This window comes from Acidovorax soli, assembly GCF_014207955.1.
Taxonomy (GTDB): domain Bacteria; phylum Pseudomonadota; class Gammaproteobacteria; order Burkholderiales; family Burkholderiaceae_C; genus Acidovorax; species Acidovorax soli_A.
Window position 1 is genome coordinate 178,007 of record NZ_JACHLK010000002.1, and the last position, 14,019, is coordinate 192,025.

Below are 14,019 nucleotides of genomic sequence, written 5' to 3' on the forward strand. Positions count from 1 at the left end.
ACCCCCTACGACAAGAACGAACAACAAGACGCACCATGCCCGTCATCAAGATCCTGCCCCACCCGGAATACTGCCCCGCCGGCGCCGAAATCACCGCGCCTGCCGGCACCTCGATCTGCGAGGCCATGCTGGACAACCACATCGACATCGAGCACGCCTGCGACATGAGCTGCGCCTGCACCACCTGCCACGTCATCGTGCGCCAGGGCCTGTCCTCGCTCAACGATGCCGAAGAGGAAGAGGAAGACCTGCTGGACCGCGCCTGGGGCCTGGAGCCACAATCGCGCCTGTCCTGCCAGGCCATCCTGGCGCAGACCGATGTGACCGTGGAAATCCCCAAGTACACGATCAACCACGCCAAGGAAAACCACTGAAATGACACGGCAGATCGTTCTCGATACCGAAACCACCGGCCTCTCGGCCGAGGGCGGCGACCGCATCATCGAACTCGGTTGCGTGGAGCTGCTCAACCGCAAGCTCACGGGCAACAACCTGCACTTCTATTTCAACCCGGGGCGCGACAGCCATGAGGACGCGCTCAAGGTCCACGGCATCAGCAACGAGTTCCTGCGCGACAAGCCCAAGTTCTCCGAGCTGGCCCCGGACATCCTGGAGTACCTGCAGGGCGCCGAGATCATCATCCACAACGCGGCCTTCGACGTGGGCTTCCTGAACAAGGAGCTCGAACTCACGGGCCGCCCTGCGCTCAAGACCTATGTGGGCAGCGTGACCGACACCCTGGCCATGGCCAAGGAGATGTTCCCGGGCAAGCGCAACTCGCTCGATGCGCTGTGCGACCGCCTGGAAGTGGACAACTCGGGCCGCACGCTGCACGGCGCCTTGCTCGATGCCGAACTGCTGGCCGACGTCTACATCAACATGACGCGCGGGCAGGATGCCTTGCTGGTTGCGGACGAGGCCGACGACAGCGCCGGTGGCATCAGCGTGGCCGCCATTGATCTGCGCAGCCTGTCGTTGCCCGTGCTGCCCGCCAGCGAGCAGGAGGTGGCACTGCACGCCGAGGTGCTCACACAGATCGATAAATCGAGCGGTGGAAAAACAATCTGGCGAAAATTCCAAACAGCCTGAAAAACTGTTCTATAATCTAAGGCTTGTCGCAGCGACAAAGGGTGATTAGCTCAGCGGTAGAGCACTGCCTTCACACGGCAGGGGTCACATGTTCGATCCATGTATCACCCACCACGCTTGCAACAGGAAAATGGCAAAGTCTTTCGCATGAGAGATGGCGCTTCGGGTGATTAGCTCAGCGGTAGAGCACTGCCTTCACACGGCAGGGGTCACATGTTCGATCCATGTATCACCCACCAATTCGAAACCCTTGCAGATTGCGGTCTGCAAGGGTTTTTTCGTTGGGGGCCGCCTCCAACTGCCGCCCCGCTCCGCGCGCTCAGTTGCTGGCCTTGCCGCAGCCTGCGGTGCACAGGCCAGCCGCATTGAACTCCATGGTGCGGCCCGACAGCGGCACCGCCACCGGCACGCGCGATGCCTTGATGAAGGCCTCGGTCTTGCTGCCCGGGCGCACCACGCCATCGACCGTGCCGACCTCGTTGACGTGGGAGGCGATCACCGTGGCGGGCTTGACCAGTTCGTTGATCACGAAAGCGGCTTCTGCCGGGCCGGTGCTGAAGCCATCGCCGATGTTCATCACCGCGAGCTTGGCCTTGTAGTAGTCGCGCACCACGCGCTCCTGGTCGGCGGTGATGCCCGTGTCGCCCGACAGATACGCCACCAGCCCGTTGCTGAAGCTCAGCACGTAGCCCGTTGCCAGGCCCACGTCGCCGGCAATGCCTGCGGCCTTCATTGCCTCGCCCAGTGGCCCGCCGATGTAGTCGGGGTCCACGCCATTGCTGTGCACGGCCGTCACGGTGGCGATGCGCACACCGCTCACGGTGACGCTGCCGCCGAAGCGCGCCAGCATGGAGTTGGCCGGGTCGCCGCCATTGGCCCTGAGCTTGGCCGCGAAGAAGGGCGGCATCTCGCTGCCCGTCACGATCTTGGATTTCTTGGCCAGGGCGATGTTCACCGCGCTGGAGTTGGGCAGGGCCGAGACCGACATGTCCGGGCTGGCGCAGGTGCCCGAATTGGGCGCCTTGTTGTGCGCGTTGCCCACATGGTCGCCATGCATGTGGCTCACCAGGATGATGTCGATCTTGCCCAGCCGCGGGTCGTTGGGGCCGGCCACCGTGCGGCCCGGGTCGTACAGAATGCGTGTTCCATTGGGATCCTCGAACACCAGGGCCCGGTCCTGCGGGCACAGCTCGCCCTCGATGCCGCCCAGCGGCGTCACCTTGACGTTCTGTGCCTGGGCGGTAGACAGCGCAGTGGCCAGGAAGAGGGTGGTGGCAAAGCACTTCAAACGCATGGACATCTCCTTGTGCTGGATGGCGGAAACGGGGGGTCAGCGCGGCGGCGCGGGGTCGGCGACGGCTGCGCCTTCGATGCCATGGCGCTTGAGTGCTGCGGCAACAAAGCCGCTCGCCTTCATGCGTTCCACGAAGGCATGCAGCGTGGCCCGCGCCAATGGTGGGCGGCCTGCGGGTACGCCCATGGCCTGCTCGATCACCATGAAGCGCCCGGGCAGCAGCCGCACGCCGGGCACGCGCCGTGCGTCGGCCTCCAGTTGCTGGCGTACACCAGCCGCCACATCGAGCTTGCGCGCCAGGAACTCGTCCACCACCTGGGGCGAGGTCGGGGCCCGCACCAGCGTGGCCTGCTTGATCTCGCGGGTCAGGAACAGGTCGTAGGCGCTGCCCTTGCCGACCACCACGGTAGTGCCAGGCCGGTCCACCTGGGCATTGGCCGTGAGTGGTGAATCGCTGCGCACCAAGTAGGCGCCCTCGATCACCACATAGGCCGCGGTGAATGCCACGCCCTCGCCGCGCACCGGATCGATGGCGAAGAAGCCGACGTCGGCCTGGCCGGCGCGCACCACCTCCACCGACTTTCCCGCCGCATCCACGGCCTTGAGTTCCACCGGCACGCCGAGCTGGCGGCCCAGCTCCTGCGCCAGGTCGACCGATACGCCCTTGAGTGCCCCGGTTGCCGCATCGCGCGAGGCGAGCACCGGGTTGCCCAGGTTGATCGAGGCCCGCAGCACGCCTTCGGGTGCGAGGGCGCGGACGGCCTCGGCCGGCAGCAGCGGTGTTGGCGCGGGGGAAGGCTGTGTGAGCGCGCAGGCGCAGAGCAGTGTGGCGCAGGTCAGCAGCGCCGGCCTGCGGAGCATGGCGAGACCGGTGAGGGGGCGGAGAATGGGCAAGGCGGTGCTCCTTCCGTGCGGACGGCGCGGGCCCGGGTTGGCTGCGCCAGCGCAGGGGATTGTGTCACTTACCCCGCGCTGGGTCCAAGGCGCGCCATGTGCACCTGGTGCAGCGTGATCTTGCGCACCTCGGCCTGGCTGGTCTGGATGTGGGCGCGCAACAGCATGGCGGCCTGGTCGCCGCGGTGGGCGCGGATGGCCTTGAGGATGGTGGCGTGCTCGTCGTAGGTCGCCTCGATGCGCGCCTGCTGTGTGAAGTCGAGCCGGCGGATGATGCGGATGCGCTCGGTCACGTCGCGGTGCACGCGCGTCATCTCGGCATTGCCGGCGGCGCGCACCAGCGCGCAGTGGAAGGCCTCGTCCCAGGCGGCCACCTGCAGGGTGTCGGTGCTGCGCTCGGCCACGGGCACCAGCCAGATGCGGTTGAGTTCGTCGAGCAACTGGTGGTCCACCGGCATGGACTTGAGCGCGCCGCCAGCCCCCTCGTCGCACAGGCGGTGCACGGCCGTGGTCTCCAGCACCATGCGCAGGTCGTAGAGCTGCTCGAACTGGTCGAAGTCGAAGGGCAGCACGCGCCAGCCGCTGCGGAACAGCACCTCCACATAGCCTTCCTGCTGCAGGCGCACCAGGGCCTGGCGCACGGGCGTGCGCGAAACGCCCAGGCGCTCGCAGATCTCGTTTTCGGTGAAGCGGTCGCCGGGCACCAGCTTGAACTCGCCCACATCGCGCTTGAGCTGGGCGTACACATCGTCGGCGCGCGAGCTGCGGGCCGGTTTCGTCTTGGAATGGGGGAGGGCGGGTGTCTGCACAAGGCGACTTTAGCAACTACGCGGCCACGCCAGCGTCGGCCAGGGCCGACAGCAGGGCGGCCGAGGGGGCAGTCCAGCCGACGATGGCGCCCTGGGCGCGCAGCATCTCGAGGGCGGCCGCCTTGAAATGCGGGAAATAGCTTTCGGTGCAGTCTTCCAGCAGCAGGCTGTCATAGCCGCGGTCGTTCGCCTCGCGCATGCTGGTCTGCACGCAGACCTCGGTGGTCACGCCCATAAAAACCAGGTGCGTGATGCCGCGTGCCTGCAGGGTTTCGTGCAGGCCGGTGGCGTAGAACATGCCCTTGCCGGGCTTGTCGACCACGATCTCGCCCGCCACCGGGGCCAGGGCCGGGATGATCTGGTTGCCCGGCTCGCCCGCCACCAGGATGCGGCCCATGGGCCCCGCATCGCCAATGCGCAGCTGCGGGTTGCCGCGCAGGCGCTTGGCGGGAGGGCAGTCCGACAGGTCGGGCCGGTGCGATTCGCGCGTGTGCAGCACCAGGCCGCCCGCCGCGCGCCAGGCCGCGAGCACGGCCTGGCAGGCCGGCACGATGGCTTCGAGCAGCGACACATTGTTGCCCAAGGTCTCGCCGAAACCGCCGGGCTCGATGAAGTCGCGCTGCATGTCGATGATCACCAGCGCGGTGTGCGCCAGTGCGAAGCGGTAGGCGAAGGGGTTGGCGTGGAGGGTGATGGGGCTCATGCCGCCTCCTGGTGGGGTGTGTGATCGTGCCCGCCGCCCATGTAGGCGCCCAGGATGTGGCGCTCGGCAACGGCGGCCGGGGTTTCGTGGACGATGCGGCCCTCGCTCATGACCACGATGCGGTCAGCCAGCTCCAGCAGTTCGTCCAGGTCTTCGCTGACCAGCAGCACGGCGCCGCCGCGCTCGCGCACGCCCAGGATGCGGGCATGGATCTCGGCCACGGCCGCGAAGTCCAGCCCGAACACCGGGTTGGCCGCGATCAGCACATTGATGTCGCCCGCCAGCTCGCGTGCCAGCACCGCGCGCTGCACGTTGCCGCCCGACAGGCTGCGGATGGGCGCGCCCTCGCCCTGGGTCTTGACGCCATAGCCCGCGATCCATTCGCGCGCGCGGCTGCGCCAGCTGGCAAAGCGCAGCACGCCGCCCCGGCGCAGCGGCGGCTGGTCGAAGTCGCGCAGCGCCATGTTCTCGGCCACCGACAGGTCGCCCACGCAGGCATTGCGCAGAGGTTCTTCGGGCAGGCTGCGCACTTTGAGTTCGCGGTTCTGCGCGCGTGTGGCGGTGTAGTCCCGGCCCAGCACCTGCACCCGGCCGGCCAGGCGCGGGCGCTGGCCGACCAGGGCCTCGACCAGTTCGCGCTGGCCATTGCCCGACACGCCGGCCACCCCCAGCACCTCGCCCCGGCGCACCGCCAGGTCCAGGCCCGGCAGGGCCAGGGGGCCGCGGTCGCCCGGGGCCTGCAGGCCTTGCACCAGCAGGGCGGTCTCGCCCGGTGCCGCTTCGGCGCGGCCTGCCGCCTCCGGGCGGGCCTGGGTGGATGGGGTGGCCGATGCTTCGCCCATCATGGCCTGCGCCAGGGCCTCGGGCCCGGTATCGGCCACGCGGCCATGGTGCACGGCCTGGCCCCGGCGCAGCACGGTCACGGCGTCGGCATAGGCCATGACCTCGCGGAACTTGTGCGTGATGATGATGACGCTGCACCGCCCGCTCTGCGCAAAGGCGCGCACATGGCCCAGCACCTCGTCGGCCTCCTGCGGGGTCAGCACCGAGGTGGGTTCGTCCAGGATCAAGAGGCGCGGGCGCAGGTACAGCTGCTTGAGCAGTTCGAGCTTCTGCTTTTCGCCGGCTGCCAGTTCCGAGGGGCGGGCATCCAGGTCCAGCTGGAAGGGCGTGGTGGCCAGGAAGGCCTGCAGTTCGGCGCGCTTGGCGCGCCAGTCGATCACCGCCGGGGTCTGGCCGCCGGCCAGCAGCAGGTTCTCGGCCACCGTCATGCCCGGTGCCAGCGTGAAGTGCTGGTAGACCATGCCGATGCCCAGGCTGCGCGCGACGATGGGGTTGGCGATGGCCTGCTCGCGCCCGTCGATCAGGATGGCGCCTTCCTCGGCCCTTTGGTACCCCGCCACGCATTTGACCAGCGTGCTCTTGCCCGCGCCGTTCTCGCCCAGCAGGGCGTGCACGCTGCCAGGCTCCACGCGCATGTTCACGCGGTCCATGGCGGTGAAGCTGCCAAAGCGCTTGGTCAGGTTCCAGGTCTCCAGCGCCAGCGCGCCGGTGCCGGCGGGCAAGGCACCAATGGGGTGGTCTGCGGACATGGCGGTTCCTCTCCCGGCTCAGTCCAGGGCGGCCAGCAGCGCGCTGGACGGGGCATGCGCCCCGAACACGCCGCCCTGCATGGTCACCATGTTCAAGGCCGCCTGGTGGTTGGCCGGGTCGGTGGCCGCCGTGCAGTCGGACAGCAGCAGGCATTCATAGCCCCGGTCATTGGCTTCGCGCATGGTGGTGTGCACGCAGACATCGGTGGTGATGCCTGCGAGGATGAGGTTCTGCACGCCCGCAAGCTGCAGCACCATGTCCAGGTCGGTGGCATAGAACGAGCCTTTGCCGGGCTTGTCGATCACCACCTCGCCGGGCAGCGGCGCGAGTTCGGGGATCAGCTCCCAGCCCGGCTCGCCGCGCACCAGGATGCGCCCGCAGGGCCCGGCATCGCCGATGCCCAGGCCGTCCTTGCCGATCTGGCGCGAGCGCCAGCGCTTGTTGGCCGGCAGGTCGGCCAGGTCCGGGCGGTGCCCTTCGCGGGTGTGGATGATGCGAAAGCCCTGCGCGCGCATCGCCGGCAGCAGGCGCTGCAGCGGTGCGATGGGTGCGCGCGTGAGGCCGATGTCGTAGCCCATCACGTCCACATAGCCGCCGATGCCGCAGAAGTCGGTCTGCATGTCGATCACGAGCAGCGCGGTGTTGTCGGGGCGCAGGTCGCCGTTGTAGGGCCAGGCATAGGGGTTGGCCTGGACGTGCCGGGTGGTCGCTGTGGTCACGTGGGAGGTCCTTCAATCAAGACTGTTTGGTGGAAGAGAGCTCACCGGGGCTGCCGGCCGCGACACTGCCGGGCTTGCAGGTCACCACCAGGATCAGCAGGGTCAGCACATAGGGCACGGTGTTGAACAGGTGGTAGCCCCAGCCCACGCCGACCGACTGCAGGGCCGGGCCGATGGCGCCCGCACCGCCGAACAGCAGGGCGGCCACCAGGCAGCGCAGGGGGCTCCAGCGCGCAAAGATCACCAGCGCCACGGCGATCAGGCCCTGGCCGCTGGAGATGCCTTCGTTCCAGCTGCCGGGGTAGAACAGGGTCAGCGAGGCGCCCCCTAGCCCGGCGATGAAACCGCCCGCCGCCGTGGCCGCGATGCGGATGCCCGGCACCGAATAGCCCAGGGCGCGCGTGGCGTTGGCCGAGTCGCCCGCCAGCCGCACCAGCAGACCCCAGCGCGTGCGCGCAAAGGCCCACCACAGCAGCGCGGCGAGCACCACGCCCAGCGGAAGCAGGGCGTTGACCTGGAGGGCCGACTGCACCACGGGCGAATCGCTCCAGCCGCCCAGCGGCAGCGCGGGGATCTGCGGGGCCTGCGGCTGGATCAGCGGCTTGCCCAGGTAGAAGGCCAGGCCCATGCCCAGCAGCATCAGCGCGATGCCGGTGGCCACGTCATTCACGCGCGGCAGCGAGCACAACACGCCGTGCAGCGTGGCCAGCAGGGCGCCTGCCATCGCGCCGGCCAGCACGCCCAGCCAGGGCGAGCCCGTGAGGTAGGCACCGCCAAAGGCCGCCATGGCCGAGAGCACCAGCACGCCCTCCAGCCCCAGGTTGATGCGGCCCGACTTTTCGGTGAGGCATTCGCCCAGGCTCACGAACAGGAAGGGCACGCCCACGCGCAGGGCTCCGCCCACGATGGCGGCGATGAGGGCAATCCATTGGTCAGCGGTCATATCGCCTCCACGTGGGCAGTCGGTGCCGGGGTGGTGCTGGTGTCCTCAGGCCGCTTGCGGCGCTGGGCCCACCAGGTCCGCCAGTCCACCTCGCGCAGCGCCTCGCTGGCCAGGATCAGCACGAAGGCAATGCCCTGCAACACCATCACCGAGGCGTCGGGCAGGCCCAGGCGCCGCTGCAGCAGGCTGCCCGCCGCGCCGAAGCCGCCGAACACGATGGCCACGGGGATGATGGCGATGGGGTTGTGCCGCGCGATGAAGGCCACGAGGATGCCCGCATAGCCATAGCCCGCGATCAGCGCCCCGTTGGCATTGGTGTGCACCGCTGCCACTTCCACCGCGCCGGCCAGGCCGGCCGCCGCGCCCCCCAGGGCGCAGGCCAGCAGCACCAGGCGCGTGGCCGGCAGGCCCACGAGCTGCGCCGCGCGCGGGTTGCCTCCCACCACGCGCACCGAGAAGCCCGAGGCCGTGAAATGCAGCCACAGCCCCAGCGCCACGCAGGCGAGCACGCCCAGCACCAGGCCCCAGTGCACGTCCGACCCGGCGATGCCTCCGATGAGCAGGCCGGGGTCCAGGCTGGGCGTGGCCGGCTTGTTCAGGCTGGCCGGGTCGCGCAGCGCACCCTCCACGAAATGCTTGAACAGGCCGATGGCCACGTAGGACAGCAGCAGGCTGCTGATGGTCTCGTTGATCCCGCGGTATTGGCGCAACCAGCCCGCGAGCATGATCCAGAGTGCGCCGGCCACGGCCCCCGCTGCGCAGGCCAGCACCGTGCCCGCCGCATTGGTGGGCAGGGCCACGGCCATGGGCAGGGCCGCTGCGGCCAGGCCGCCGAGCACCAGCGCGCCTTCGCCGCCGATCACGGTGAGCCCGGCGCGCGCGGGCAGGGCCACGCACAGGGCGGTGAGCATCAGCGGCGCTGCGCGCTGCAAGGTGTTCTGCCACGAGAACCAGTCGCCGAAGGCGCCCTTGAACAGCGTTGCCCACACGTCGAGCGGGTTCACGCCGGCAAAGCCGACGAAGCCGCCGAACAGCAGCAGCGCCAGCGTGATGGCGGCAACGGGCAGAAGGATGTCCTTGGCGACCGGGTGCATGGCAGTTCCCCGCTTAGAAAGAGCCTTGGACGCCTTCGACCAGGTAGTCCATCTTTTCCAGCTCCAGATCGGTCTGCTTGAACGACTTGCCGCTGGCGATGACCTCCTTGCCCTTGTTGGTCTTGAGCGGGCCCTTGAAGATGTCGAAGCCGCCCGCGATCATCTTGGCCTTGGTCTCGTCGGCCTGCTTCTTGGCCGCGTCGCTCACGGCCGGGCCGTAGGCCGACATCTTCACGAAGCCTTCCTTCAGGCCCCCGCGCAGGAAGTTGGGGTGCGGCTTGCCGGTGCGCGCGGCCTCGATGATGGTGGTGTAGGCCGTGAGCCAGTTCCACTCGGCCCCGGTCAGGTAGGCCTGGGGCGCCAGCTTGGCCTGGCTGGCGTGGTAGCCGCAGACCATCTTTCCGCGCTTGGCGGCGGTCTCGACGATGACCTTGGGCCCGTCCACGTGCATGGTGAACACGTCGCAGCCCTGGTCGGCCAGGCTGTTGGTGGCCTCGGCCTCCTTCACGGCCATGGACCATTCGCCCGTGAAGATCACGCTGCAGGTGATGCCCGGCTTGACCGAGCGCGCACCCAGCGTGAAGGCGTTGATGTTGCGCAGCACCTGCGGAATGGGCTTGGCCGCGATGAAGGCGATCTTGCCGCTCTTGCTCATGTGGCCGGCCACCACGCCGTTGAGGTACTGGCACTCGTCGATGTAGCCGAAGAAGCTGCCCGCGTTCTTGGGGTGCTTGCCCTCGGTCCACATGCCGCCGCAGTGCGAAAAGCGCACATCGGGGTACTTGGCGGCCAGGGCCAGCAGGTGCGGGTCGAAGTAACCGAACGAGGTGGGGAACAGCAGCTTGGCACCGTCCTGCGCGATCATGCCGGTCATGGTCTTTTGCACAGCGGCGGTCTCGGGCACGTTCTCTTCTTCGACCACCTTCACACCGGGCAGCTTCTTGAGTTCGGCCGCTGCCTGGGCATGCGCCTGGTTGTAGCCGTAGTCGTCGCGCGGGCCGACATAGATCACGCCCACGGTGAGCGGCGCCTGCGCGTTCGCCTGCAGGGCCCAGCTACCCAGGGTGCCGGCAGCGCCAAGCGCCGCGAGGGATTTCAGGGATTCACGGCGGTTCGGGTTTGCGAGACGAGACATGGGTTTCACGGGTTTCATGGCAGTCCTTTCGGCAACGGTTGGATCAAGGGGGATGAAAAGGGATCGATCAGTCCAGCAAGCTCACATGGGCAGCGACGACACGCCAGCCGGCTGGCGTGCGCAGCCAGGTCTGGCTCTGGCGCCCGGTGCGGGCGCTGCCTTCGCGCTGGAACTCCACGTTGGCGGTGGCGAAGTCGCTGCCGTACGTGGTGATTTCGGTGCGCAGCAGGCGTCGCTGCAGGCCCTGGGAAGGGCGTGCGGCGCGAAACGCCTTTATCTGCGCGTAGCCGTACAGGTTCTCGGTGGCGCCGTAGCGCAGGGTGTGCGGGCTGTCCCAGAACAGCTCGTCGAGCACATCGACTTTGTTGTTCACCAATGCGTCTTCGTAGCGGGCGAACACGGCCTGTACTTCGGCAAGCACCTCGGGCTGGTTGATGGGGTAGGGCATGGGGTGGGCTTTCACAGGGATGCGACAGGTGCCTGGCAGATGCCGGCAGCCTCCAGCACGGCGGCGGCGCGCAGCGCCAGGTCTTCGCGCCAAGGCGCGGCGATGAGCTGCACGCCGATGGGCAGGTTGGGGTGCGCCCCCCAGACGGGCACGGAGCACACGGGCAGGCCGATGCACGAGATCGGCTGGGTCAGCAGGCCCATGTTGGGGCGCAGCGGCAGGTCGCGCCCGTTGAGGTCGAAGCGCTCGGTGCCGATGGGCGTGGCCGCGCAGGGCGTGGCGGGAGCCAGCAGCAGGTCGTAGCGCGCCAGCACGGCGGCAGCAGCACGGGCATAGCGGCCGCGCACGCGCTGGGCCCGTGCCACCCAGGCGGCGGGGATCAGCGCCCCGGCCAGGAAGCGGTCGCGTGAGAGCGGCTCGAAGTCGGCCGCACGCATGCGCAGGTTGTCGAGGTGCAGGGCACCCGCCTCGGCGTTGGTGATGAGGAAGGCTGCCGCACGGCCGGCCTCCACCAGCGGCAGTTCCACCGGTTCGGCCTCGGCGCCCAGCGCCTGCGCCACCCGGGCCACGGCGGCGCGTGCCTCCGGCAGGGCGTTGTCGGCAAAGTAGCCGCCGAGCACGCCGATGCGCAACCCGGCCGAGCCCTGGCCCAGGGTGGGGGCTACCGGCTCCACAGGCCGCTGTGCGCAGCCGGCATCGGTGTGCGCGCCGGGGGCCTCAGGCCCTTGCAGGGCATCGTAGGCCAGCGCCAGGTCGCGCACGCTGCGCGCCATGGGGCCCAGGTGGTCCAGGCTGGAGATGAAGGGAAAGCTGCCCGTGCGCGGCAGGCGCCCGAAGGTGGGCTTGAGGCCGAACACCCCGCACAGCGAGGCCGGCACACGGATGGAGCCATTGGTGTCCGAGCCCAGCGTGATCGGCACCTGGCCGGCCGCCACTGCCGCCCCCGAACCGCCAGACGAACCCCCTGCGATGCGCGCCAGGTCGTGCGGGTTGTGGCAGGCGCCCTCGTGGCTGTTCTCGGTGGTGAAACCGTAGGCGTACTCGTCCATGTTGAGCGCACCGACCAGGATGGCGCCCGCGGCCTCCAGCCGCTGCACCAGCAGGCCATCGGCCGTGGCGGGTGCGCTGCCCCGCTCGATCTTCGAGCCCGCCAGGGTGGCGATACCCTCCACGTCAAACAGGTTTTTCACGGCAAAGGGCACGCCCAGCAGGGGCAGGGCGGCCTGTGTGGCATGGGTGCTGTGGGCCAGGCCGGCGTCGATGCGCGCGGCGCGTGCCAGGGCGCGCTCGCTCAGCACGGCGGTTAAGGCATTGACGCGGGCGTCGGTCTGCGCGATGCGTGCGAGGCAGTCCGCGACCAGCGCTGTGGCCGTCACATCGCGTGCTGCCACGGCCTGGGCCATGCCGGCCGCGTCCTGCTGCCACCAGGGGGCCGTCATGCGCTGCCCTCCAGCGGCACCACGGGCACGAAGGCCATGGCGGGTTCGTCCGTGGCGTCCAGGGGCACGGCGTTGACGGTGTCGGCAAAGCCGCTGGCCAGCGCCAGGTAGCCGAGCACGGCAGCGCGGTGCTCGGGCGCGATGGGCAGGCCGACGGCGGCCGAGGCGGCATCCAGGTAGCGTTCGAGCTCGGCGGCGTTCATCGGCGCACCTCGCGCTGGAAGATCTCCAGGCTGAGCTTCTTCATCGCCACAAAGCTGGGCTCGCTCAGCGTGGCCAGGGTGCGCGGGCGCGCGTCTTCGTAGTGCAGGATCTCGGCCACCTTGGTCGGGCGCTTGGTCAAGAGCAGCACCTCGTCGGCCAGGTAGACGGCTTCTTCCAGGTCGTGCGAGACCAGCAGCATGGTGGTGCCGGTCTGCATGAACACCTCCTGCAGCTTCTCGCGGATGAACAGCGTCATCTCGAAGTCCAGCGCCGAGAAGGGCTCGTCGAGGAACAGCACCTCGGGGTTGGGCGCGAGCGCCCGCATGATGGAGGCGGTCTGCTGCTGTCCGCCCGAGAGTTCGTAGGGGTAGCGGTTCAGGTCGAACTTCACGTCGAACGAGGCCACCAGTTCGGCCATGCGGCGGTCCACCTCGGCCTTGCTTTTGCCTTCGAGCTTGAGCGGGTAGGCGATGTTGTCGATGGTGCGCATCCACGGGAACATCGCTTCGCGGTAGTTCTGGAAGACGTAGCCGATCTTGGTGTCCTTGAGGCTTTTGCCGTCGAACAGGATTTCGCCGCTGTCGATGGGCACCAGGCCTGCGATCATGTTGATCAGCGTGCTCTTGCCGCAGCCGTTGGGGCCGAAGACCGAGACGATCTTGTGCTTGGGGATGTCGAGGTCGAAGTCTTCGTACAGCGGCCAGCCCGCGAAGTACTTGGTGAGGCCACGGATGGTGATGTGTGTGCCGGCCGGGCCCGGGGTGAAGGCGCGGCGGGGCACGTCGGCGTACACGGCGCCGTTGACGACGGCGTTCATCGGCCGCTCCAGTGCACGATCTTGCGCTCGGCGACAAGGAACAGGATGTTCAGGGCGTAGCCCAGTGCGCCCGCGGCCAGGATGGCGGCGTACATGCTCTTGACGTTGAGCACCTGCTGCGCGTCGATGATGCGGTGGCCCAGGCCGTTGTCCGAGCCGATGAACATCTCGGCCACGATGACGATGACCAGCGCCATCGACACCGCCGAGCGCAGGCCCACGAAGGTGGGCTGCAGGCTTTCCCAGACCAGCACGTCCTTGAAGATCTGCCAGCGCGACGCCCCCATGACGCGCGCCGCCATCACGCGCTGCTTGCGGGCGTTGATGACACCATAGGCGCTGTTGAAGATGACGATGAGGAAGGCACCGAACGCGGCGATGGCGACCTTGTTCACGTCCGACACGCCGAAGATCAAGAGGAACAGCGGGATCAGCGCCGAGGAGGGCGTGGAGCGGAAGAAGTCGATCAAAAACTCCACGCTGCGGTAGGCGCGCTCGTTGCTGCCCAGCAGCACGCCCAGGGGCACGCCGACCACGGCGGCGATCAGAAACGCCTGTACCGTGCGCCAGACGGTCACGGCAAAGTCCAGGAGCAGCGGCCCACCGGCCAGGCCGCTGACCAGGGTGAGCACGGTGGCACTGGGCGGCGGCAGCAGGATGGGCTTGATGAAGCCCAGGCGCACCACCAGGTCCCATACGATGAACAGGGCCAGCGGCCCGGCAAAGGGCAGGAACCTGTCCCAGGCAGGCTTCCTGGGCGCGGCGGCGGCCGCCTTGCCCGCGGGCGGCGACCAGGCGCCGGCAGTGGTGGTCGTGGTGTCGGCCATGGTGCGTCCTG

16 protein-coding genes and 2 tRNA genes are annotated in these 14,019 nt (G+C 68.7%); 4 read left to right on the top strand and 14 right to left on the bottom strand.

Annotated features, from left to right (window positions below):
• Positions 1-35 precede the first annotated feature (35 nt).
• The 4 genes from fdx to HNP48_RS05365 all read left to right on the top strand — a co-directional run bounded on the left by fdx (position 36) and on the right by HNP48_RS05365 (position 1,328).
• The gene (gene fdx / locus HNP48_RS05350; RefSeq protein WP_184855853.1) at positions 36-374 is read left to right on the top strand and encodes an ISC system 2Fe-2S type ferredoxin; all 339 of its coding nucleotides are present in this window, start codon (positions 36-38) and stop codon (positions 372-374) included.
• A gap of 1 nt (position 375) precedes the next feature.
• On the top strand, positions 376-1,089 hold the full coding sequence (dnaQ, locus tag HNP48_RS05355) for a DNA polymerase III subunit epsilon (protein WP_184855854.1): 714 nt from the start codon (positions 376-378) through the stop codon (positions 1,087-1,089).
• A gap of 39 nt (positions 1,090-1,128) precedes the next feature.
• Positions 1,129-1,203, top strand: a tRNA-Val gene (locus tag HNP48_RS05360).
• A gap of 50 nt (positions 1,204-1,253) precedes the next feature.
• A tRNA-Val gene (locus HNP48_RS05365) sits at positions 1,254-1,328 on the top strand.
• 80 nt (positions 1,329-1,408) lie between these two features.
• Here the strand turns inward: HNP48_RS05365 and HNP48_RS05370 are convergent.
• From HNP48_RS05370 to HNP48_RS05435, 14 genes are all read right to left on the bottom strand, one after another.
• Positions 1,409-2,383 (bottom strand): MBL fold metallo-hydrolase, encoded by a 975-nt coding sequence (locus tag HNP48_RS05370; RefSeq protein WP_184855855.1) that lies wholly within the window; start codon positions 2,381-2,383, stop codon positions 1,409-1,411.
• A 36-nt stretch (positions 2,384-2,419) separates the two neighbouring features.
• Positions 2,420-3,244 carry an ABC transporter substrate-binding protein gene (locus HNP48_RS05375; protein ID WP_260420100.1) on the bottom strand — a complete coding sequence of 275 codons (825 nt, stop codon included), beginning with the start codon at positions 3,242-3,244 and terminating at the stop codon, positions 2,420-2,422.
• 101 nt (positions 3,245-3,345) lie between these two features.
• The gene (locus HNP48_RS05380; RefSeq protein WP_184855857.1) at positions 3,346-4,086 is read right to left on the bottom strand and encodes a GntR family transcriptional regulator; all 741 of its coding nucleotides are present in this window, start codon (positions 4,084-4,086) and stop codon (positions 3,346-3,348) included.
• Positions 4,087-4,102: 16 nt separating this feature from the next.
• Positions 4,103-4,789, bottom strand: coding sequence for a cysteine hydrolase family protein (locus tag HNP48_RS05385; RefSeq protein ID WP_184855858.1), 687 nt, complete (start codon positions 4,787-4,789; stop codon positions 4,103-4,105).
• Positions 4,786-6,381 carry an ABC transporter ATP-binding protein gene (locus HNP48_RS05390; RefSeq protein ID WP_184855859.1) on the bottom strand — a complete coding sequence of 532 codons (1,596 nt, stop codon included), beginning with the start codon at positions 6,379-6,381 and terminating at the stop codon, positions 4,786-4,788. Before HNP48_RS05390 ends, HNP48_RS05385 begins: the two co-directional genes overlap by 4 nt.
• Before the next feature lie 18 nt (positions 6,382-6,399).
• Positions 6,400-7,101: a cysteine hydrolase family protein gene (locus tag HNP48_RS05395; protein WP_184855860.1), complete on the bottom strand. Its 702-nt coding sequence runs from the start codon at positions 7,099-7,101 to the stop codon at positions 6,400-6,402.
• Between the two features lie 16 nt (positions 7,102-7,117).
• Positions 7,118-8,044, bottom strand: coding sequence for an ABC transporter permease (locus tag HNP48_RS05400; protein WP_184855861.1), 927 nt, complete (start codon positions 8,042-8,044; stop codon positions 7,118-7,120).
• Complete coding sequence (locus HNP48_RS05405) at positions 8,041-9,138, bottom strand: ABC transporter permease (RefSeq protein ID WP_184855862.1); 1,098 nt, start codon at positions 9,136-9,138, stop codon at positions 8,041-8,043. Before HNP48_RS05405 ends, HNP48_RS05400 begins: the two co-directional genes overlap by 4 nt.
• A gap of 13 nt (positions 9,139-9,151) precedes the next feature.
• The gene (locus tag HNP48_RS05410; RefSeq protein ID WP_184855863.1) at positions 9,152-10,273 is read right to left on the bottom strand and encodes a BMP family ABC transporter substrate-binding protein; all 1,122 of its coding nucleotides are present in this window, start codon (positions 10,271-10,273) and stop codon (positions 9,152-9,154) included.
• A 67-nt stretch (positions 10,274-10,340) separates the two neighbouring features.
• A complete protein-coding gene (gene hpxZ / locus HNP48_RS05415) occupies positions 10,341-10,721 on the bottom strand; it encodes an oxalurate catabolism protein HpxZ (RefSeq protein ID WP_184855864.1) in 381 nt (126 codons plus the stop codon).
• A gap of 11 nt (positions 10,722-10,732) precedes the next feature.
• Positions 10,733-12,160: an AtzE family amidohydrolase gene (locus tag HNP48_RS05420; RefSeq protein WP_184855865.1), complete on the bottom strand. Its 1,428-nt coding sequence runs from the start codon at positions 12,158-12,160 to the stop codon at positions 10,733-10,735.
• On the bottom strand, positions 12,157-12,363 hold the full coding sequence (locus HNP48_RS05425; protein WP_184855866.1) for a DUF4089 domain-containing protein: 207 nt from the start codon (positions 12,361-12,363) through the stop codon (positions 12,157-12,159). Before HNP48_RS05425 ends, HNP48_RS05420 begins: the two co-directional genes overlap by 4 nt.
• A complete protein-coding gene (locus HNP48_RS05430; protein ID WP_184855867.1) occupies positions 12,360-13,181 on the bottom strand; it encodes an ABC transporter ATP-binding protein in 822 nt (273 codons plus the stop codon). The genes HNP48_RS05425 and HNP48_RS05430 overlap by 4 nt, the downstream gene beginning before the upstream one ends.
• Positions 13,178-14,008: an ABC transporter permease gene (locus tag HNP48_RS05435; protein WP_184855868.1), complete on the bottom strand. Its 831-nt coding sequence runs from the start codon at positions 14,006-14,008 to the stop codon at positions 13,178-13,180. The genes HNP48_RS05430 and HNP48_RS05435 overlap by 4 nt, the downstream gene beginning before the upstream one ends.
• Positions 14,009-14,019: the final 11 nt, after the last annotated feature.

Bases quoted from the DNA above. Each gene is read 5' to 3' on its own strand.
- fdx (WP_184855853.1), top strand. From the start codon at position 36: ATGCCCGTCATCAAGATCCTGCCCCACCCGGAATACTGCCCCGCCGGC.
- dnaQ (WP_184855854.1), top strand. From the start codon at position 376: ATGACACGGCAGATCGTTCTCGATACCGAAACCACCGGCCTCTCGGCC.
- HNP48_RS05370 (WP_184855855.1), bottom strand. From the start codon at position 2,383: ATGCGTTTGAAGTGCTTTGCCACCACCCTCTTCCTGGCCACTGCGCTG.
- HNP48_RS05375 (WP_260420100.1), bottom strand. From the start codon at position 3,244: ATGCTCCGCAGGCCGGCGCTGCTGACCTGCGCCACACTGCTCTGCGCC.
- HNP48_RS05385 (WP_184855858.1), bottom strand. From the start codon at position 4,789: ATGAGCCCCATCACCCTCCACGCCAACCCCTTCGCCTACCGCTTCGCA.
- HNP48_RS05390 (WP_184855859.1), bottom strand. From the start codon at position 6,381: ATGTCCGCAGACCACCCCATTGGTGCCTTGCCCGCCGGCACCGGCGCG.
- HNP48_RS05400 (WP_184855861.1), bottom strand. From the start codon at position 8,044: ATGACCGCTGACCAATGGATTGCCCTCATCGCCGCCATCGTGGGCGGA.
- HNP48_RS05405 (WP_184855862.1), bottom strand. From the start codon at position 9,138: ATGCACCCGGTCGCCAAGGACATCCTTCTGCCCGTTGCCGCCATCACG.
- HNP48_RS05410 (WP_184855863.1), bottom strand. From the start codon at position 10,273: ATGTCTCGTCTCGCAAACCCGAACCGCCGTGAATCCCTGAAATCCCTC.
- hpxZ (WP_184855864.1), bottom strand. From the start codon at position 10,721: ATGCCCTACCCCATCAACCAGCCCGAGGTGCTTGCCGAAGTACAGGCC.
- HNP48_RS05420 (WP_184855865.1), bottom strand. From the start codon at position 12,160: ATGACGGCCCCCTGGTGGCAGCAGGACGCGGCCGGCATGGCCCAGGCC.
- HNP48_RS05425 (WP_184855866.1), bottom strand. From the start codon at position 12,363: ATGAACGCCGCCGAGCTCGAACGCTACCTGGATGCCGCCTCGGCCGCC.
- HNP48_RS05430 (WP_184855867.1), bottom strand. From the start codon at position 13,181: ATGAACGCCGTCGTCAACGGCGCCGTGTACGCCGACGTGCCCCGCCGC.
- HNP48_RS05435 (WP_184855868.1), bottom strand. From the start codon at position 14,008: ATGGCCGACACCACGACCACCACTGCCGGCGCCTGGTCGCCGCCCGCG.